Origin of the sequence: Chitinophaga sp. CCNWYY40 (assembly GCF_037483205.1) — a bacterium.
In the GTDB taxonomy this organism is placed as follows: Bacteria; Bacteroidota; Bacteroidia; order Chitinophagales; family Chitinophagaceae; genus Chitinophaga; species Chitinophaga ginsengisegetis.
The window spans coordinates 1,019,201-1,040,114 of sequence record NZ_JBBHLF010000001.1 but is presented as its reverse complement, the minus strand read 5'-3'; the positions used below and the strand labels follow the sequence as shown (position 1 = coordinate 1,040,114).

Here is a 20,914-nt window from a genome sequence, read left to right as displayed (position 1 = left end):
TACAACAAATCAAAAAATCTGCTGATGAAACAATTCATTGCCAATAAGATCCGGGAAAGCATCGCTGTAAAAGAAGCTATCTGCCAGGATGAACCGTTGTTAAATACCATCAAACTGGTAGCAGAAGCCATTACACACAGCCTGCAAACCGATCATAAAATCCTTTTCTGCGGTAACGGCGGCAGCGCCGCAGATGCACAACACCTGGCCGCAGAATTTTCCGGCCGGTTTTATAAAGACCGCCAGCCACTGTATGCAGAGGCGCTGCATTGTAATACTTCTTATATCACCGCAGTAGGTAACGACTACGGCTACGACCAGGTATATGCCCGCATCCTGAAAGGCATTGGCCGCCCGGGAGACGTGCTGGTCGGCATTTCTACCTCCGGTAACTCGGCCAATATCCTGGAAGCCATCAAGGTGGCAAAGGAGCAGGGAATGATTGTAGTAAGCATGACCGGCGCCACCGGCGGCAAAATGAAAGAAGGAAGCGACTATCTGATCAATATCCCCTCCGGCGATACACCCCGCATACAGGAAGCACACATCACCGTAGGACATATTATTTGCGAAATAGTGGAAAACAATCTGTTTGGCGCATGACGAGAGAATGTATCGTACTCGCCGGGGGCCTCGGCACCCGCCTCAGAAGCGTAGTGGCCGACAAGCCTAAATGCATGGCTCCCCTCGGTGAACACCCTTTTTTATATTACCTGCTGCAATACCTGCACAAACAAGGCATTAACCACGCGGTACTGTCGCTCGGCTACCTGTCTGAACAGGTTATAGATTGGTGCAACAGCATGGAATTGCCACTACGTGTATCCTTTACCGTAGAACCGGAACCATTAGGCACCGGCGGCGGTATCATCAATGCCCTGTCTGCCGTAAAAGGCAACGAGATCTTCATCGTTAACGGGGATACTTATTTTGATGTGGACCTCGCTGCATTCAATAACTTTCACCAGGCCCACCAAAGCCCCCTGTCACTGGCGCTGAAACCCATGAAACAGTTTGATCGCTATGGCAGCATCCAGCTGGATGAACAACAGCAGATCACCCGGTTCCATGAAAAAAAATATTGTGAAGAAGGATTGATCAACGGCGGCATCTACCGCACTTCCGCCGGTTTCCTGGAAAGCTTGTCGCTGCCGGAGAAATTCTCCTTTGAGAAAGAAGTACTGGAGCCCGGCGCACACGCAGGAAAATTATACGGTTTCATCAGCGATACCTATTTCATCGATATCGGTATCCCGGAAGATTACGAAGCAGCAAAAAAAGTATTGGTATCATGACCCTATTCCTCGACAGAGACGGCGTAATCAACGATGAAATCCGCGACGGATACGTACTCCGGCCGGATATGTTTCACTTCAGTGAAGGCGTGCTGGCCGCTATGCCCATCCTTGCCAACCGTTTCGAACGCATTATTGTGATCACCAACCAACGCTGTATTGGCCGCGGACTGCTCACTACAGCGGGCTTACAGGAAATCCATACACAAATGCTGCAGCAAATTGAGCGGCATGGCGGCAAAATAGACGGCATTTATTTTTGCCCGGACGTAGACAGCAATAGTCCTTGCCGTAAACCCGCCACCGGCATGGGTATGCAGGCAAAACACGACTTCCCGGATATTGATTTCAGCACTTCCGTAATGGTGGGCAATACATTAAGCGATATGCAGTTCGGGAAAAGCCTGGGCATGCAAACCATCTTTATCCCATCTACGCGTCCTGAAACACCCTTTCCACACCCGCTGATCGATCAGCGATATCAAAACCTGCTGCAGTTTGCACAGGCTGTACAATAATTCTCAGCCGTAACCGTATAATAGATATGGCAAAAAAACCACTACTGTCACTGCTCCTCGTGTTTATCTCCCTGCTGGCCCTGGCACAGCAGCCAGATGCAGCAGGACTGAAACAGTTAATGCGTAACCAGGATACCCTGCAGGTCCTTAGTCAGGATATCTTCAACGGAAAAGGCGATGATGGCCGGCAACGGGCTACGGAAGCATTCATTCCGCTGCTGGTGAGAACACTGAAAACAAAATACTCCTTCCGTTTTCCGTTCGATTCCCTGAAAACAATATCCATTCAATATCCGCAGGACAGCACCTTCCGCATCTTCACCTGGGCGCTGGAACGCGAAAATGGCTTCTATCGCCATTTCGGCGCCATCCAGATGAATACGCCCGACGGCCAACTGAAACTCTTTCCCCTGTTTGATGCCTCCGATTATATTACCAACACCGATACCATCGGCGATAACAAGTCCTGGTACGGCTGTCTCTATTACAATATTGTACACCGCCATTATTTCAACAAAGAGTATTATACCCTCTTTGGCTGGGATGCCAACAATCCCCGCAGCCAGAAGAAAATAGTGGAAATGCTCACGTTTAAAAATGGTACACCTGTACTGGGCGGCCCGTTTTTTAGTTTTGCGGAAGACAGCACCCCCAAACCCACGCGCAACCGCTTTATCATTGAATATAAAAAAGAAAGCACCGCTACGCTCAACTATAACAAGGAACTGGATATGATCGTGTTTGATCACCTCATCTCTGAAACCAATGAGCCCATGAAGAAATTCACCTACGTAACCGATATGGACTACGAAGGCTTCAAATGGCAGGCCGGCAAATGGATGCATGTAAACAAGATTTTCCATGATGCCATCCCGCTTGGCAAAGGCGCTCCCACCCCGCAGCCGCTGGATCAGAAGAAAAAAAGTATGACCCAGCCTAAATCGGCGGAAGATTTTCAACAGGAAACACCAAAGAAACCCGCACAAAAGAAGAAACAATAAAGCAATCACATGGCAGCAACGGACAACGAATCAACATACATCAGGGCTATCAGGCTATTCAATATCAACGAAACAGATTGCTCCTTTGAAACCGGTAAGATCCCGACCCGGAACAAAATTGATGTGAGCTATTTCTTTTGTCAGACCGGAACCGGTCAGCTGGAAAATATTCCGCACCCTGCCCCCCGGCGCCAGTTTGTGGTAACGCTGAAAGGCAGACTCAGATTTACCGTTACCAACGGCGACAGCTTTATCCTTGAACCCGGTATTATCCTCATCGCAGAAGATATCGACGGCCCCGGCCACACCTGGGAAGTAACCGACGGTAACGAATGGGAACGGATCTATATTCCCCTGGACATGGAAAGCAACAATAACTTTATTGCCGATCCCAGTTAATACCCCATCTAAAAAAAATCATTTTTTTTCTTTAAAAGAACAATCATTCTCCTATATTTGCACTATAAAAGAGCGAACATTCATTTATCAACTACACTATAATGCAACTTAATCACTTAAACCTCAGCGTAAAAGATGTGCCTGCAACCCGGGCACTATTTGAAACCTACTTCGATTTTATCTGCGTCGACCCAAAACTGAACGATACCTTATCCGTTTTAAATGGCCCCGGTGGATTTATCCTGGTGCTCATGAACCAGCGCATGAATGAGAAAGGAAACCACACCTACCCGGATACTTTTCACATAGGATTTTACCTGGAAGATGAAGCCGCAGTAACTGCCACCTGGGAGCGACTGCAAAGCGGAGGTATTGTACTGGACCAGGTGCCGCAGATCATGCGTAAAACCTTCGGCTTTTACTTTACTTTCGATACCATCATGATCGAAGTAACCACCCCCATCAAAGATTAAAAACAACTTTATGCAATCCGAAATAGACCAAAAGCTGCCTATCGGCTGGTACCTGAAGGAAGCCGACAGCCTGATTACCCACTACACCAATATAGCTTTTGAATCCTTTGGCATCAACAGGTTTCACTGGCAGGTATTGAAAAATATAGATAAACACGGGAAGATTTCCAAAGAGCTGTTTTACCACCAGGTAAACCGCTTCCTCACCGAAACGGAGCTGGAAGAAGTCCTGGCAACATTGCTCAACCGCAACTGGATCCAACATACCGATGATCTCTATTCCTTTACAGATACCGGGAAACAGGAGTATGCGGCCATCGAAGCCCTCCAGATGCAAAACCGGGAAAAAGTAATGGAAGGTATCACAACAGAAGAATATCTTACGGCCATCAACTTCCTGGAAAAAATGATCAAAAACCTGGGTGGCAAAATATAATCATCTTACAAAAACAAAAAAGCGGACAGCATTATTTGCTATCCGCTTTTTATATCTTCCACAACAGGCAACTAGAACAATTCTCCCTGTCCGCCTGCCGGTCCTTCTTCATTCGGATCGGGATCTTCATCTTCAGACAACAACTCCGCACTGATCAGGTCATCCCCTGCAATCCTTGTTCCCACTGCCTTCCAGCCGGTAACCTCCACAAATTCGGAGAGGTCTATTTCCTCTTCTTCCGGACTGCGTTTCTTACCTGTTTTCAGCAACACCACAGGCTGGGTATGCGTGGTCACCATTTCCAGGTAATTATTCGCGCCCTCCTTGATGAAGTTGAACTTATTATTCAGTGTCTGTGTTTCAATCCGGAAACGTTTCACATTGAACTGCTTCTTATCCGCGTCAAAGTAAATAGCCGTTACCGTCTTTTCCGGGTTGAACTTCTCAATATACACCACATCATTCGACTCATACCGGTTGGTAAGATCGTAGTTCGTCAACTCATAGGTACCATTTTTAAAGGCAACAAAGATCTTGTCTTCCCCTTCAAAAGCGCCAATATACACGCCACGTTCTTCTGTATTCAAACGACCGGTTTCTGTATCATACCAGATCTTTTGCCCGGCCAGTGTAGATACCCCTTTCTCCTTAAACTTCACGCCACGGATAGGGTATTTGGTTACCACGTTACCCATAGAGCTACGTCCCTTGATCGCAATGGTTTCAAAAAACAGGTCGAACTCCTTGTTACGCGCGCTGCAATTCGGGCTCAGCTTGATGGTCACCACTTCTGCTTCCCCGTTAGGGTTGGAAGAGAAGTAATGCACTTTGGAATTTTTCTCCCCTTTATGCGCCAGGTCATATTCTTTGTCGCGGGTAACACCCGTCACATTGAAACGTTTGGCATAGCTCACGCCTGTTTTACCTTCTACATAAATCATGTTGTAGGTAGTACGCTCGTCATTCTTACGGAAAATGTCCACATGAATGATATCCTTGCCCACAAAGGTTTTATCGGCTACTTTCGTCACCAGCATTTTACCATCCCGGCGGAATACGATGATGCTGTCCAGGTCAGAACAATCTGCCACAAACTCATCTTTCTTCAGCGAAGTACCAATGAAACCATCTGCCCGGTTCACATATATTTTAGTGTTGGCAATAGCTACCTGCGCTACCTGGATGTTGTCGAATGTTTTAATCACCGTTTTACGTTCACGGCCTTTACCATACTTCTTCAGCAGGTTGTCGTAATAAGCCACGGTGTAATCGGTGAGGTTCGCCAGGTTATTCTTCACCTCTTTAATTTCCGCTTCAATACCCTTGATCTGTTCATTCAGTTCATTGATATCCAAACGGTAAATACGGCGTACAGGCTTTTCCGTTAGTTTCACAATATCTTCGCGGGTAATTTCGCGTTTCAGTTGTTTCTTATACGGTGTAAATCCTTTATCAATAGCATTCAGCACGGTTTCCCAGTCCTTATGCTTTTGCTCCAGTTCCTTGTAGATCCCTTTTTCAAAGAAGAGTTTTTCCAGGGAGGTATAGTGCCATTTTTCCTGCAGTTCCGCCAGCTTAATTTCCAGTTCCTGCTTCAGCAGGTCTTTGGTGTAATCAGCGGAAGATTTCAGCAAATCGGAAGCCGTGAGGAACTGTGGTTTATCATTTACGATCACACAGGCATTCGGGGAAATGGAAATTTCACAATCCGTGAATGCATACAGCGCATCAATGGTAATATCCGGTGAAATACCCGGCGCCAGCTGCACTTCAATTTCCACTTCCGCAGCGGTGTTATCCACTACTTTCTTGATCTTGATCTTACCGTTGTCATTGGCTTTTACGATAGACTCCATCAGCTGCGTGGTGGTGATACCATAAGGTACATCCTTGATCAGCAGCGTCTTTTTGTCTTTCTCTTCAATATGTGCACGCACCCTTACTTTACCACCGCGTTTACCATCGTTGTAGCTGGCAATATCCACCATACCACCGGTAACAAAATCGGGGAACAGTTCAAACTTTTTACCACGGAGGTATTTTATCGAAGCGTCTATGAGTTCAATGAAATTGTGTGGTAATATTTTGGTAGATAAACCAACCGCGATACCTTCCGCTCCCTGTGCCAATAGCAGCGGGAACTTCATCGGTAATGCCAGTGGCTCATTTTTACGGCCGTCGTAGCTAAGCTGCCAGGAAGTAGTTTTAGGATTAAATGCTACATCCAGTGCAAACTTCGACAGGCGCGCCTCAATATACCTGGCTGCTGCCGCATCATCACCGGTTCTTACATCGCCCCAGTTACCCTGGGTATCAATCAGCAGGTCTTTTTGTCCGAGGTTAACAATAGCGTCACTGATAGAAGCATCCCCATGCGGGTGATACTGCATCGTTTGCCCGATCACGTTGGCCACTTTATTATAACGGCCATCGTCCATTTCTCTCATGGCGTGCAGGATACGACGCTGTACGGGCTTCAGCCCATCTTCCATGCTGGGCACCGCCCGCTCCAGGATTACATAAGAGGCGTAATCCAGGAACCAGCTCTCATACATGCCTCCAACGTGGATGACATTGTGCAGAGATTCGTCTGATGTTTTATTTTCCATGTCCATGTATAATACACTTACGGTTTTACGTTAATCATTTTTTCAAAATCCTCCCGCCAGATACGTACACTGTCTTTCTGTACATCTTCAAGGGAGTTCAGTTCTATAAAGCAGCAATCTGTAATGGCCACCAGCTGATGCCATACATTCACAGGTACTTCTACCCTGGCCGGCGCCGTTACCTCCGTGGTCACTATTTCATGGCCTCCAAGCGCACACCAGTGAATGGCCGCCTTGCCGGTAAACAGGTACAGTACCTCCGGGTTTTTATTGTCGCTTTTACCTTCGTGATAATGCTGACCGCTGCTGCTGCCGGCATTCCGGTAGCAAACCAGGAAATCGCCCGTACGGTTGCAGTTCCAGAAATAACCGCTGCCGCGGTCATCAGCACCCATCAGTTCCAGTGACGTTACGGTTATCATACGGTTGTTGGATTTTCTATGGTTTCTCCCGGCTGCTTCACTTCAAAATCACGGATAGTTTTCAGATCGCCCCTGCTCTCCAGCTTGCCTTCGCGGATCAGCTCTTTCAGTCGCCAGCCCAGGAACTGGTCCATCACAGGGTATTTCAGCTTACCGGTTACCTGCTGCACTACCCGCCATGCTTTTACAAACTCTTTTCCACTCTGCGCCAGTAACTCCTTGTCGTAAAACAGGGTGGGTTCTCCTTTGATCTTCTTTCCTCCTTCCAGTAAACGGATACCTGCATTCTCATTCATCAGGCGATGCCACTCATCGCCATCCAGCTCGTATTCTGCCAGTGAAATAGCACGCGCCAGCTTCTTTGCCTTCAGGAATTCCTTTGGCAGTATCTGGTGCAGATGGGTAGGATAAAACACCGCTCCCTTTTCATTCAGGAAAGGCAGGTTGTTGAGGTAAATAATATGGATGCGTCCTGCAAAATCATACAACTGACTTACCAGCCAGTAGTACCCGCACACATCACGGGCGTTTTGCCCGGCCCATATCCATACTTCCTGTTCGGGGTCTTCCTTTAATTGCGCTTTCAGGGATTTAAAAAGATCGGCATCATCGGGATCACCGGTCACGTCTTCCGCGGCCGGTTCTTCACCGGCTGCCGGAGCCACCGGTTCAATACCCGCCAGCTGCTGCCAGAAAAGGCGACGGCCGGCACGGCCCTCTTTGGTGTCCAGGATAAATAACGGTCCAACGGACAGATCATCTTCAAAACAGCGGATCTCTCCACTCATTTTCTCATCCATCGCTATCGCCTCTCCCAACACCGGAACTGAAGACTGACCAAAAACAATGTGTATTAAGCCCATATGCCTTTCTATACTGTTTCTTCTACTAAATCCTTTTCATACCGCAGGTTGTTGATGATAAACTCCTGGCGGGTCTGGGTATTTTTACCCATATAGTATTCCAGTAACTTCTGGACATGAATATCTTTCGATAAAATGATCGGCTCAATACGGATATCTTCCCCGATAAAACGGCCAAATTCATCCGGAGAAATCTCTCCCAATCCTTTAAAACGGGTGATCTCCGGCTTGTTGCCCAGCTTCTTTACCGCTTTCTGTTTCTCATCTTCGTTATAGCAGTAAATAGTTTGCTGCTTGTTACGCACGCGGAACAACGGCGTTTCCAGGATATATACGTGCCCGTTCTTTACCAAGTCAGGGAAAAACTGCAGGAAGAAAGTCAGCAGCAGCAAACGGATGTGCATACCATCTACGTCGGCATCGGTCGCCACCACAATGTTATTGTAGCGCAGCCCTTCCAGGCCGTCTTCAATATTCAACGCATGCTGCAGCAGGTTGAACTCCTCATTCTCATATACTACCTTCTTGGTAAGCCCGAAACTGTTCAGCGGTTTACCACGCAAACTAAACACCGCCTGCGTTTCCACATTGCGCGACTTGGTAATGGAACCACTGGCAGAATCACCCTCTGTAATAAAGATGGTAGAATCCAATCTGCGCGCTTCCTGTTCTGCCTTATCTTTCCCGGTAAGCTCATCGTTCAGGTGCAAACGGCAGTCGCGCAGCTTCTTATTGTGAAGGTTCGCTTTCTTCGCTCTTTCATTCGCCAGTTTCTTGATACCGGCCAGCTCCTTACGCTCACGTTCACTCTGTTCAATACGCTTCTTCAGTGCATCAGCAATCGCCGGGTTACGGTGCAGGTAATCATCCAGGTGCTTGGAAAGGAATTCCAGTACAAACGCCTTTACAGACGGACCATTTTCAAAAACTACCTGTGAACCCAGCTTGGTTTTCGTTTGCGATTCAAACACCGGCTCCTGTACCCGGATGGATACCGCTGCACAAATAGAAGCCCTGATATCAGTAGCCTCATAATCTTTTTTGTAGAAGTCGCGCACCGTTTTTACAAACGCCTCCCGGAAAGCCGCCAGGTGCGTACCACCCTGGGTAGTATGCTGCCCGTTTACAAAAGAATAATACTCTTCTCCGTACTGGCTTTCATGGGTAATGGCTACCTCAATATCTTCTCCCTTCAGGTGGATGATCGGGTAACGCAGATCCTCTTCATTCGTTTTACGCTGCAGCAGATCCAGCAAACCATTCTTTGAAATGTATTTCTTGCCGTTAAAGCTAACGGTAAGACCCGCATTCAAAAAGCAATAGTTCCAGATCTGGTTCTCCAGGAATTCCGGGATAAAACGGTAGTTCTTAAATACCGTATCGTCCGGTGTAAACGTAACCAGCGTACCATTGGGTTCCGTAGTTGCGGTTTCTTTATGCTCTTTTATTAAAACCCCTCTCTCAAACTCAGCGGTTTTCATGCGGCCGTCACGAACAGACTGCACCTTGAAGTAGCTGGACAAAGCATTTACCGCTTTGGTACCCACCCCGTTCAAACCAACTGATTTCTGAAAGGCTTTGCTATCGTACTTGGCGCCGGTATTGATCTTACTCACTACATCCACCACTTTTCCCAAAGGAATCCCCCGGCCAAAATCCCGGATGGTGACGTGATGCTCCGTTACTTTGATATCAACCTGTTTGCCAAAGCCCATCGTATGCTCGTCAATACAGTTATCCGTTACCTCTTTAAGCAGGATGTAAATACCATCATCCATACTCGATCCATCACCCAGTTTACCGATATACATACCAGGCCGGAGGCGGATATGCTCCCGCCAGTCCAGCGACCGTATGGAGTCTTCCGTATAGGAAGCAAATAGATCTTTGTTATCCGTTTTGTCCGTGTTTGCCATAATATATTATAATTTCCAAAATACTATTGTTTCGCAGGTCATGCAATGTTTTGCAAGGATACTAAATCTTTTAGCAAAATCTGATTGCTGGCAAAAATAAAGGATTCAGGGAATCATCCCAAGTATAAGTTATACACTATGCTTACATTATTTATTACCAATGTATTAAGACTGTTAAATTTTATATTTCCGGGAGATAATGAACAGTTTTGGGGATTTTCGGGAAGTATCACATGAAAATGGTATAAAAAAAACTAATGTGAATGAATCCTTATATCAGAATTTTATTTATATTTACATAAGTCAACAATTTTGAGATATCCTAACCTATGTCCTTATGAAAATACTATTTCTAATCCTGCTTACCGCAGTTTTTCTGGTAGCACTCGTAGCTACTTACTTCATTAAAAAAGAAGAGGATAACAGCATCGGAAATAAATTCCTTCGCCTTATCCGGAAATTTGATGCATGGCAAATGATGCGATGATCAATTTTACCTGCTTTTATCAACAAACGGCTTTCATACAATATTCACAACTGGTCACATCAGCCTGGCAATAGCCATCAGGGAGTGTTATGTCTTAACCATATTACCTATTAACCGTAAATCCCTTATCCTATGAAAACTGGTCTGTTATTTAAACTTGCCTGCCTGTTGATTGCTGCTGTGGTATTATCTGTGCACCTGGTGTTCAAACCTAAAACAGAACACCGTTGAAAAACATTCAGGGATTTTATTGCTTCTTATTCAGAAAACAATAAAATCCCTGAATTACTGACTTATCTGTTATAATATTTATTCACTGCATCAGTACGGCTGCGTACGTGCAGCTTTTCGTAAATATTATGTACGTGGCGTCTTACCGTTTCAATACTGATAAACAGGTTACTCGCAATTTCTTTGTACAAATAACCTTTCGACAACTGATCCAGGATTTCTTTTTCACGTGTAGTCAATGCTTCAAGCGCCGGATTCGGCTTGGCCTGCTTCTGGAAAAATGCCACCACTCTCCTCGCTATCTGCGAACTCATCGGGGAACCGCCATCATACAAATCTCGGATAGCTTCCAGTAATTCGCCCGGAGATGTTTTCTTAAGAATATAACCACTCGCACCTGCCTCCAGCGCCATAAAGATTTTATCATCATCTTCATACACTGTCAGCATCATAAACTGCATATCAGGATGCTCCCGCTTTAACTGCGCAATACATTCAATACCATTCATGCCACCCGGCAGGTTGAAATCCATCAACACCACGTTAGGCATCAGTTGAGGGATTTGCTCCACGGCAGTTTCCGCATTATTGAATGTCCCTACACAGGCGTAACCGTCAGAACCATTAATCAGCAATTCCATAGCCGTGCGGATATCATGATTATCTTCTACTATCGCAATAGTGATAGTGTCCATGTTATCCTGGGACTTCTTCTTTGAGTATACCGTCATGTTTAAAAGGAATTATAACACTTAAATGTTATTAAAAACAAATGTATGTTAATTTAGTGGGATATCGAGAAAAACTATTGTTCCATTATTCGAGCTGATATCCGCATTTCCTCCAACTGATATCATTCTTTTCTGGATATTTTTTAATCCGTTTCCAAATAATCTAACCTTCTCCTGGTCAAATCCTTTTCCATTGTCCTTAATCATTATCGTCATATTTTTATGCATCTTCACTTCCACAATTACCTCTGTTGCCTTCGCATGTTTCACTACATTATGCAATGATTCTTTCACCGCCAGGTAAATATTGCGCCGTGTACCACCACTCAGCTTAATGTTGGGAATCGTTTCAGGAATATAAAACTGATGCGTGATGTGCGCATGCTCCAGGAATTCTGCCGCAAAACTTCTCATATAAGCAATCAGGTTGGCCAGCGAATCATTGGATGAACTCATCGCCCAGATGATCTCACTCATCTTGTCCACCATCTCTCCCGCCGTTTCAGAAATCCGCTCTACTTCCCGCGTCTGGGAAGGATCCTGGATTTTACGCTTAGCCACTTCACTCAGCAACCGGATGGTAGATAACCCTGACCCAAGATCATCATGCATGTCGCTGGAAATACGCGCCCGCTCCTGGTCTACCGCCTGCTCCTTTTCCAGCTTCAGCTTCTCATGCCGTATCTTATAATCCAGATACAGGGTAGAGAAATAATAAGCAATGCCCAGCAGCAGCAGCAATAGTAAAAACCGGAACCATAACGACTGCCAGAAAGGAATCCGGATCACGATCTCCAACGTGGTAGGAACAGTACTCCAGATATCATCATTATTCGATGCTCTCAGCTTAAAAACATAACTGCCGGGATGCAGGTTGGTATAACGCGCCATCCTGAAAGTTCCGGCCTGCACCCAGTCCTCATCCGCGCCTTCCAGCTTATACTGCACCTTGTTCTTTAATGGATTGGTATACTCCAGCGGCACAAATTCTATCGCAATAGTATTCTGGTTATAAGGCAACTCTATTTTCTTCAGTAACGAAATAGCCGTGTCAGATTCGTAAGGCTTGTCCAGCACTTCCATCCGTCGGATGATCACTTTGGCATTGGATAAATTGTCGCGGAAATTCTTTGGATAAAATCCGTTCACACCACGGATACCACCAAAAAATAATTCGCCGTCGATAGACTTGTAAAATGCACCGGTGTTAAACTCGTTCGACTGTAATCCATCTTCATAATTATAAGTAGTGATTTCACCGGTCAACGGATTGATCTGCGACAACCCTTTATTATGGCTCACCCAGATCCGGTCTTTATCATCCAGCAACACGCCGTACATATAATCATTGATCAGTTTGGGATTATCATAACTGTTGTAGTGTTGCTTGATGCGGCCTGCATCATCCAGGATGAACAATCCTTTATTAGTGGCCACCAGCAACTCTTTATGCGCATTTTTATTGATGGATTTTACAGTAGTGCCGGGAGCAAGAAACACGCTTTTCCAGCGGGAGTCGGCCACACGTTTTATATACAGCGCCGATTTCGTACCCACGTACTGGTTACCCAGGTAGTCTTCATAAAAAGCAGTTAATACTTCATCCGAAAAATTATGTACTACCGCTACTTCGTATCCTTTCTCAGTATTATCAAACATCAGCAGGTAGCCGCCATAATTGAAATACAATTGTCCGTTGGTACGTTTAAACAGGAAGGGAAAAGGTGCAAGCTGCGTAGGTAAACCCAATGCCGTTACCTTTCCTGTAAGATCCAGGAACGATTTGGTTTCTACATTGAACAACCCGATGTGCATACCCGCAAAGTGCAGCCAGAGCTGATCTCCATTCTCCCTGCAAATAGCGCCCAGATCGTTGCCGGGAAACTTCCCGGGATATAATTCATTGGAAATACGCTCCAGGAATTTTCCTCCATCTTCATAAATATTCAATCCGTCCCGCATCAGTCCCACATACAACTTGCCATCATCATGCTTGTACACGGCCTGCACCATGTTGTGCGTGATGTAAGGCGACCGGTAAAGGTTAAACACTTTTTTATGCGGGGAATATTTTTTCAGACCGTCGCCATCGGTGCCTACCCACATGTTATCGGCCACATCCCGGTAAAGCCACGATACATCATTGAACGACCGCGTTTCAAAAGTATTAAAGCTCACAATATGCCGCACAATTTCATTACGCGCAATACTGTATATCAGCACGCCATCACTCCCGCCTATCCATACGTTGCCGTACTGATCCAGTTCAGACACAGCAGGAATGAATGGTTCCCCCTTTTCATTCTTCATATCAAAAACCAGGTCGCTGAATTTGTTGCGTTGCTTGTTAAAGAGCGTAATATGACCTGCACTGATAATGATCATGGAGTCTTTGTTCAGGTTACGCAACAACGGCTTATCACCCACACCGGGCAAACAATAGGTGGAGATGCGGAGGTTTTTGATATTCAGGGAAAAAAGCTCGCCCTGATCTCCGTTCATCCAGATGGTATTCCCATCTTTCATAACCGCGGAAGGCAATATCCGTCTTTGTGTAAACTGCGGCGGATACAGGATGATACGGCGTATGGCGTAAGTGGTATTATCCAGCACGTAGATGCCTTTCATTGGTCGCCATACCCACAGCGTATTAGAGGCCGTATCTTCTCCCAGGATCGCAAACTTCACATTACTATCACGTTCCGCGGCATTTACGATGGTGGTATCTTCCAGCAGTTTGCTAAAGTTGTTCTTGTATTTATCGTACACGCTGATCCCGTTGTTATGGGCCAGCAGCAGCTGGGAGCGACTGTCTTTATAAAAAGAAAAACCTTTATACCCTTTCAGATCAAAACGGTTGATAACCGCGCGGTTGCCGGTAGATCCGCGGGCTACCAGCTCTCCCTTTCCTTCGCCCGCCTTGTAAAGAGCGCTTGGTTTGTACCGGTATTCATTAAAGGTATAGCCATCGAAACGGTTGATCCCGTCGCGGGTGGCAATCCACATAAATCCCTGATCGTCGCGGGTGATATCGAATACCGTGCTTTGAGAAAGGCCCTCATTAACGCTGTAGCTGTCAAAAATGTATGGTTTGTCCTGCGCATACAGTACCCCGGAGAAGAGTCCCCATATACAGCATAGGATAAACATTTTTAAGCGACGCGGTTGATGCACTGGAATATTGTTAATGAGTAAGCAGGTTAGGTAATCTGCAAATATATAAATCTGTGTCACACTTTGTAGCAATTTTGTAATTTTCTTCCCGGTAACAGATTGGGAATAAACGAAATACTTTATGAATACAGCCAACACTACATCCGGCACACCAGGCTTAGATACCCGGCAGTGGCCCTTTATCACTCACAAATGCAGGGCGCTGCGCCGCCTGTTGCTGTTAGGATGCTATACTTTAATATTTACGTTTCACCCGGCAGCCGCCCAGGAAACAGCAGCCGGTTATCATATAAACATCATATCGGCTACTCCGGTTCAAAGTATCCGGGGCCTCAGCGTGGTAACAGATGAGGTGGTATGGGCCTCCGGTACCGGCGGCAAGGTAGGCAGCAGCACCGACGGCGGTAAACACTGGAAATGGACCACCGTTACCGGTTGCGATAGCTGCGACTGGCGTTCGCTGTACGCTTTTGATGCCCGTAAAGCCATTGTATTGAATGCCGGCGCCCCGGCGCTGATTTTTTTAACGGAAGATGGGGGGAATTCCTGGAAGCAGGTATTCTACGATAACAGGCCGGGCATTTTCTTTGATGCCATGCAGTTTTTTAACGAACGGGAAGGTATCGCTATCGGTGATCCGATCGACGGGAAATTTACTGTCATCCGGACACATAACGGCGGTCGCAGCTGGAAAGCCGACCCCACGCCCACTTTGCCGGCCGCGGCAGAAGGAGAAGCCATCTTCGCCGCCAGCGGCACCAGCATGGTGCTGTTTCCCGGGAACAAGGTTTACTTCGCCACCGGCGGCCAGGTAGCCCGGCTCTTTAAAAGCGCGGATAACGGACAAGCCTACACGATCCCGCTGATACAGGGCAGCAGTACTACCGGCGTATTTTCCATCGCCTTCCGCGATACCGCCAACGGGATCGCCGTAGGGGGCGACTATAAGCAGGACACCGCCCGGAAAGGCAACTGTATGCTCACCGCCAACGGCGGCCGGAGTTGGGAAGCTCCCGCTGTCCCTCCCGGCGGATACCGCTCCTGCGTGGCCTGGATCACCCCACAGCTGCTCATCGCCACCGGCACCTCCGGCACTGATATTTCAGAAGATGGCGGTCATCACTGGAAAACGATCGGTAAAGGATTTAATGTCGCCGCAAAAGCAAGAAAAGGAACAAAAGTATATGTAGCCGCAAAAGAGATCGGGGTGCTGGACAACCGTTAACCCGGCCCGCTGCCAACAAAAAGGTGCTCCTGGAAAGGTGCACCCACTAAAATAGGTTAAAGCAAAAAGTAAATTTATTGATATGAAGTTAATAAGTAATTTATTTACTTGCTGAGATATTTTGCAAAGCAGCTAATTTAAAGGGTAAACGTAGAAAAAGAAGCATCTAACGCAAAAGGACTACCACTACTCTGATTTTTTTATGTAATTTAAGACCTCGTTAACGCATTACCGCGCATCCAGAAAAAGAGATTATGCAAGTTGAAACCTCGTCCAGTAAATACGGCGCCAAACACTATCCCGATGGTATCAGGGATTGGAAAAAAGAAGGAAACTACTTTTGTTTTTATACTACAGAAACAATTCTCGAAATAAGGGTAATTGCCGACAAGATCATCCGCTTCAGATATGCTGCGGAAGGCTCTTTTCAACGGGATTTCTCCTACGCCACCAGCGATACGCTGGAAGAATCCCCCATCGCATTCGGGATCAAAGAGTGGGAAGAAACTTTTGAGATCTATACAGACGAACTAAAGGTATTTATAGCACGCGATAACCTCCGCATCACCATTTCAGATAAGGAAGGAAAAGTGATCAACCAGGATGAAATGGGTTACCACTGGCAACACTACCTCCTCAAAGGAGGTAAAATCCAGTATTGCAGCAAGTTAGTACAGGAAGGGGAATGCTTCTACGGGTTGGGCGACAAGCCCACCGAACTGAATCTCAGGGGCAAACGCCTGGAAAACTACGGAACAGATGCCTATGGTTATCAGAAAGATACCGATCCGCTGTACCGGAACATCCCTTTTTATTACGGCCTGCATCATGGCGTCGGCTACGGCATTTTCTTCGATAACACCTTCCGCACCATCTTTGATTTTGGTAAAGAAAGGGAAGATGCCTGCAGTTTCTGGGCCCGCGGCGGTGAAATGAACTATTACTTTATTTACGGCCCCGACCTGCTGGAAGTGGCCGAGTCCTATACAAAAATCACCGGTACCCCCGAACTGCCCCCACTATGGGCATTAGGATACCACCAGTGCCGCTGGAGCTACTACCCCGACACCCGCGTAAAGGAAATCGCAAAAGAATTCCGGAAACGGAAGATCCCCTGCGATGTCATCTACCTGGATATCGATTATATGGACGGCTTCCGCTGCTTTACCTGGAACAAGGAATGGTTCCCCGATCCCGCAGGATTGATCAAAGAACTGGCCGCCGAAGGCTTTAAAGTAGTAGTGATCATTGATCCCGGCATTAAGGTAGACACCGACTACGCTGTATACCAGGAAGGCATCAAAAACAACTACTTCTGCAAACGCGCCGATGGCGCACTCATGGAAGGAGACGTTTGGCCCGGCAAATGCGTATTCCCCGACTACACCAACCCCGAAGTACGGGAGTGGTGGAGCAGCCTGTTCAAAAGCCTGGCCGAAACCGGCGTACGCGGCGTATGGAACGATATGAACGAACCCGCCGTATTTGAAATGGGCTCCTTCCCCGAAGATGTCCGCCACGACTACGACGGCGAAGAGGTAAGTCACCGCAAAGCCCATAACGTATACGGCCACCTGATGAGCAAGGCCACCGCAGCCGGTATGAAAAAATACCTGATGCCCAACCGTTCCTTTCTCATTACCCGCTCCTGCTATGCAGGCGCACAGCGCTGGTCTTCCGTATGGACCGGCGATAACGTATCCAGCTGGGAACACCTCTGGCTGGCCAGCGTGCAATGCCAGCGTTTAGCCGTTTCCGGTATTTCCTTTACCGGCAGCGATATCGGCGGCTTCATCGGCGAACCCGATGGCGAGCTGTATACCCGCTGGATTCAGCTGGCCGTTTTCCACCCGCTCATGCGTACGCACTCCGCCAGTAATGAAACCGGCTTTAACCAGGAACCCTGGAGCTTTGGGCCGGAGTACGAAAAAGTAGTAACCAAGTTTATTACATTAAGATATAAGCTGCTCCCCTATCTGTACACCACCTTCTGGCAATACGCCACCCACGGTACGCCCATGCTGCGCCCCCTGGCTTTTGTGGCGCAAACAGATGTGGCCACGCATAACTGCTCGCACGAGTTTATGTTTGGCGATTCCCTGCTGATCAGTCATGTAAGCGAAAAAGGTATGCAGGAAAAAGCAGTATACCTCCCCGCAGGCAACTGGTACTATTTCTGGAACGATCAGAAATATGCAGGCGCAAAAGAAATCAAAGTAAAAACACCGCTGGATGAAATCCCCCTGTTTGTAAAGGCCGGCGCTGTATTACCGGAATTCCCGGAAATGCAGTACACCCAGCAAACACCGGTTACAGAAATGCTGCTGCATGTTTACTTTGATGACACAGAAGTGAAAAGCGTACTGTACGAAGATGCCGGCGATCACTACGGCTACAAAAACGGACAGTATAACGTAATCCGCTTCAAGCAACGTTCTACCGCACAACAATTCTATCTTAAAAAACAATTCTATATCAACTACGAAACATCATACAAAAATCACCGGATTATTGTACATGGCCTTCCCTTCAAACCCACTACGCTCGTGGTAGACGGACAAGCCATTGCCTTACTGCCGGAAAACCTGCTGGCAGATAATACCGTGTCATTTGTGGTACCCAGAAACTTTGAAGAAATATCAATGAAGTAGAAACAGATCCGATAAAGTGGTAAGAAAAAAGAAAGGCACTTCAGATAGAGATCTCGCGCCGGTTTCATAACCTATGCCAACTTTAGAGATATAAAAATAGATGCTTAATATCATTGTACAAAATGTTCACAGGCGATAAACGCACAATGAACAAAATGAATAACTCCTTAACATTGAATTAAGAGTCCCGGAATCAGAAATCACAGAAAGCAACCTGTAGATCCACTCTGAATAAGGGTTACATCTTAAAAAATCAATTTAGCAATATTCACAAAAACGTAAAGGCTCAATGACGAATCACCATCATTGAGCCTTTTTCACGTTGATGATATTTGTTTATGCTTAATAAAAAATAGACAGAAAGAAAATAGAGGTCAATGCACAAAACACCAAAAAGATAAAAATAGCTCTGAAAAGGATTTCCATCCTGTCAGTAGTATATTCCATTCCGTGTAGTTCCTGAGGATTTTCCGCGTGGTTGATAGTAAGGCTTTTCATACAAACAAGTTAAAAGGATCTGCAATAAAAATTTATTGGTGACTTACGGGTTCTATAAGATCACATCCTATTGATGAAATTACATAAAAAAAAGCTAAAACAGACAATTCTTTTTGTTCATTTTAGCCTCCCGTCTGTTCATTTTGGTTACCCCTTCTTTTTCTGCTTACCGGCATTTTCATGCGGCAGCTGCAACGGAGCCTTCTTTACAGCAGGTGTGGCAACTTCGGTACTATCTCCCAACTCATCTGCAGTAACGGTTTCCCCCCGTTTGTAATACTCCTTCACCATCTTCCCCGTTTCTTCATCATATAGCTTCCACACCCCGTTACGAACGGAATTACCTAACCTTACAATCTCCGTGGGCGTTTCTGCATTGGTCACCGGATCAATGATCATGATGGTATCCCGCTGCCCCTCAATTTCAGTAGCCAGGAAAGCACCTTCCTCACTCAGCTTCCCGTTAGGGAAATAATATTTGCAATAACCATCCAGCACGTTGTTCTTATAAGTTTCCTCCGCCAGTAAATTACCAATGGCAGAAGTCTTTTTCCAAACACCCTCCTTCCGGCCGTTTTTATACACGCCTTCCCACGTATAGCCCGGCTCTCCCCTCACTTCCCCCACTTCCTCTACCCAACGCCCCTGCTTACGGCTTTGCCCGTCGCGCTGGTTCACCTTCGCCTGGGCCATCCCCATGCTGCAAACACTCAATAACAACAGGTATAAAAACAACAGTTTCTTCATAGATATTACTTTGTCTCAAGTTAAATATTTTACGCATGTATTTAACGCAGGTATCAACTCCCGTATTGCCTTCCCCGCTATTAAACGCTGTATTGCATAAAAATAATTTGGGAAGATAAAAACAGGCCCCCCATTTTCATCTTCCCAAATCCTTTATAATCCAAAAAGTAAAATCAAAGTAATCAGTATAATCAGTCTAATCCTGAGAAAGACAACATCCGCGTTACTTATGCAGCTGGATATTCCCTATCCGCGTGTCTTTCCCCCGTTCTACCTTCACGCCGGTAACCGTAGTATCCTGGTAACCGTTGGAGGCATTTACAAAAACATTCCAGTCGTCGCCCACTTTCAAACCACGTACCTTATACTCTCCGCTTCTCCACGGCAGTGCATATAAAGTATCATTGCTGTTGTTGTAAATAGAAATTACCGGGTAAGCGTCCCATGGGGTTACCTTACCTGAAATGCTGCCCATTTTAAGAATGGTAAATACATTAATGTAGGGTTTGAGGATGAATTTTCCATTCCATGTTCTGACAATAGAGCGCTGTACATCAAAGTCCAGCCACAACTGCAGATTATCCGCACTCAGCTCGTCCCATTCGTTATGACGCACCCTCACAATGATCTTCGACTGACCGGAGATCGATTTCACCGGGTAAGTAACGCCATCTTTTACCAGCGAATTCTGGTCGCCAATGGTAATACGGATCCGTTCCATCGTTCCTTTTGCCACCAAGCCGCCGGCCAGCAGGGTATCCGCTCCGTTCCTCAATGTCAGCAGGTCATAAACACCAGGGTTAATATCCAATGAATCCCACAACTGGCAGGTATCCCGCCCGCTGTTCCGGTCGTGGTCGCGGTCCTCATCCCACCAGCAACGGTCCCGGTCCGACCAGTTGTCGTCGTCCGTTTTCCCGCAGGTGTCCACCAGCACTTCCACACTGCGGATGTCCAGTAATACTTTGTCGAAGTAACCCGGATCATCTGACAAATAAAGACTTACTTTTTGCTTATTGTCCGGAATCGGCGTGGTGGAAGCAGAATTATCCTTTTTACAGGCGCCTGCTAATGTAACAGCAGCCAACACTGCTATCACCAAACCATGCCCCGGTTTGCGGAGAATGTTTTTCATAAAAAGAACGGTTTTATGTAACTAAATAAAAATATGGACGAATTGATCTGGTTGAAATACTGATACCTCATAAAACGTACCACCATAGCCGGTTATTGCAACA

Annotated in this window: 18 protein-coding genes; 10 read left to right on the top strand and 8 right to left on the bottom strand. The window is 46.4% G+C overall.

Going from position 1 to position 20,914, the window contains the following annotated elements; translation table 11 throughout:
- Nucleotides 1–24 precede the first annotated feature (24 nt).
- The 7 genes from V7S65_RS04245 to V7S65_RS04215 all read left to right on the top strand — a co-directional run bounded on the left by V7S65_RS04245 (nucleotide 25) and on the right by V7S65_RS04215 (nucleotide 4,122).
- Nucleotides 25–603, top strand: coding sequence for a D-sedoheptulose-7-phosphate isomerase (locus V7S65_RS04245; protein ID WP_336386111.1), 579 nt, complete (start codon nucleotides 25–27; stop codon nucleotides 601–603).
- Nucleotides 600–1,295 (top strand): nucleotidyltransferase family protein, encoded by a 696-nt coding sequence (locus V7S65_RS04240; RefSeq protein ID WP_111578752.1) that lies wholly within the window; start codon nucleotides 600–602, stop codon nucleotides 1,293–1,295. Before V7S65_RS04245 ends, V7S65_RS04240 begins: the two co-directional genes overlap by 4 nt.
- On the top strand, nucleotides 1,292–1,813 hold the full coding sequence (locus tag V7S65_RS04235; RefSeq protein ID WP_079468064.1) for a D-glycero-alpha-D-manno-heptose-1,7-bisphosphate 7-phosphatase: 522 nt from the start codon (nucleotides 1,292–1,294) through the stop codon (nucleotides 1,811–1,813). Before V7S65_RS04240 ends, V7S65_RS04235 begins: the two co-directional genes overlap by 4 nt.
- 26 nt (nucleotides 1,814–1,839) lie before the next feature.
- Nucleotides 1,840–2,814, top strand: coding sequence for a hypothetical protein (locus V7S65_RS04230; protein WP_079468065.1), 975 nt, complete (start codon nucleotides 1,840–1,842; stop codon nucleotides 2,812–2,814).
- Between the two features lie 9 nt (nucleotides 2,815–2,823).
- Nucleotides 2,824–3,213 carry a hypothetical protein gene (locus V7S65_RS04225; protein WP_079468066.1) on the top strand — a complete coding sequence of 130 codons (390 nt, stop codon included), beginning with the start codon at nucleotides 2,824–2,826 and terminating at the stop codon, nucleotides 3,211–3,213.
- Nucleotides 3,214–3,314: 101 nt separating this feature from the next.
- Nucleotides 3,315–3,686, top strand: a complete 372-nt coding sequence (locus V7S65_RS04220) for a VOC family protein (protein WP_111578755.1) — start codon at nucleotides 3,315–3,317, stop codon at nucleotides 3,684–3,686.
- A gap of 10 nt (nucleotides 3,687–3,696) precedes the next feature.
- The gene (locus tag V7S65_RS04215) at nucleotides 3,697–4,122 is read left to right on the top strand and encodes a MarR family winged helix-turn-helix transcriptional regulator (protein ID WP_079468068.1); all 426 of its coding nucleotides are present in this window, start codon (nucleotides 3,697–3,699) and stop codon (nucleotides 4,120–4,122) included.
- A 71-nt stretch (nucleotides 4,123–4,193) separates the two neighbouring features.
- On the opposite strand, the gene V7S65_RS04210 is transcribed toward V7S65_RS04215, so the two are convergent.
- From V7S65_RS04210 to V7S65_RS04195, 4 genes are read right to left on the bottom strand one after another with little or no spacing between them, the layout of a single operon-like run.
- Entirely contained in the window at nucleotides 4,194–6,731 is a 2,538-nt protein-coding gene (locus V7S65_RS04210; RefSeq protein WP_227024584.1) for a DNA gyrase/topoisomerase IV subunit A, read from the bottom strand.
- A gap of 17 nt (nucleotides 6,732–6,748) precedes the next feature.
- Nucleotides 6,749–7,153, bottom strand: coding sequence for a hypothetical protein (locus tag V7S65_RS04205; protein WP_079468070.1), 405 nt, complete (start codon nucleotides 7,151–7,153; stop codon nucleotides 6,749–6,751).
- Nucleotides 7,150–8,016, bottom strand: a complete 867-nt coding sequence (locus V7S65_RS04200; protein WP_336386112.1) for a DUF1835 domain-containing protein — start codon at nucleotides 8,014–8,016, stop codon at nucleotides 7,150–7,152. The genes V7S65_RS04205 and V7S65_RS04200 overlap by 4 nt, the downstream gene beginning before the upstream one ends.
- An 8-nt stretch (nucleotides 8,017–8,024) precedes the next feature.
- Entirely contained in the window at nucleotides 8,025–9,932 is a 1,908-nt protein-coding gene (locus V7S65_RS04195; RefSeq protein WP_079468072.1) for a DNA topoisomerase IV subunit B, read from the bottom strand.
- Nucleotides 9,933–10,269: 337 nt separating this feature from the next.
- On the opposite strand from V7S65_RS04195, the gene V7S65_RS04190 reads away from it, so the two are divergent.
- Nucleotides 10,270–10,419 carry a hypothetical protein gene (locus tag V7S65_RS04190; protein ID WP_159454179.1) on the top strand — a complete coding sequence of 50 codons (150 nt, stop codon included), beginning with the start codon at nucleotides 10,270–10,272 and terminating at the stop codon, nucleotides 10,417–10,419.
- A gap of 293 nt (nucleotides 10,420–10,712) precedes the next feature.
- Here the strand turns inward: V7S65_RS04190 and V7S65_RS04185 are convergent, their stop codons facing one another.
- Nucleotides 10,713–11,381: a response regulator transcription factor gene (locus V7S65_RS04185; RefSeq protein WP_079468073.1), complete on the bottom strand. Its 669-nt coding sequence runs from the start codon at nucleotides 11,379–11,381 to the stop codon at nucleotides 10,713–10,715.
- Between the two features lie 48 nt (nucleotides 11,382–11,429).
- Complete coding sequence (locus V7S65_RS04180) at nucleotides 11,430–14,531, bottom strand: sensor histidine kinase (RefSeq protein ID WP_079468074.1); 3,102 nt, start codon at nucleotides 14,529–14,531, stop codon at nucleotides 11,430–11,432.
- A 145-nt stretch (nucleotides 14,532–14,676) separates the two neighbouring features.
- Between V7S65_RS04180 and V7S65_RS04175 the strand changes: the two genes are divergently transcribed.
- Together V7S65_RS04175 and V7S65_RS04170 are read left to right on the top strand one after the other, a co-directional pair.
- Complete coding sequence (locus V7S65_RS04175) at nucleotides 14,677–15,780, top strand: WD40/YVTN/BNR-like repeat-containing protein (protein WP_336386113.1); 1,104 nt, start codon at nucleotides 14,677–14,679, stop codon at nucleotides 15,778–15,780.
- Between the two features lie 254 nt (nucleotides 15,781–16,034).
- Nucleotides 16,035–18,431, top strand: coding sequence for a glycoside hydrolase family 31 protein (locus V7S65_RS04170; RefSeq protein ID WP_079468076.1), 2,397 nt, complete (start codon nucleotides 16,035–16,037; stop codon nucleotides 18,429–18,431).
- A gap of 645 nt (nucleotides 18,432–19,076) precedes the next feature.
- Here the strand turns inward: V7S65_RS04170 and V7S65_RS04165 are convergent.
- Both V7S65_RS04165 and V7S65_RS04160 read right to left on the bottom strand, forming a co-directional pair.
- The gene (locus tag V7S65_RS04165) at nucleotides 19,077–19,676 is read right to left on the bottom strand and encodes a toxin-antitoxin system YwqK family antitoxin (RefSeq protein ID WP_336386114.1); all 600 of its coding nucleotides are present in this window, start codon (nucleotides 19,674–19,676) and stop codon (nucleotides 19,077–19,079) included.
- Nucleotides 19,677–19,899: 223 nt separating this feature from the next.
- The gene (locus V7S65_RS04160; RefSeq protein WP_336386115.1) at nucleotides 19,900–20,811 is read right to left on the bottom strand and encodes a DUF4382 domain-containing protein; all 912 of its coding nucleotides are present in this window, start codon (nucleotides 20,809–20,811) and stop codon (nucleotides 19,900–19,902) included.
- Nucleotides 20,812–20,914 lie beyond the last annotated feature (103 nt).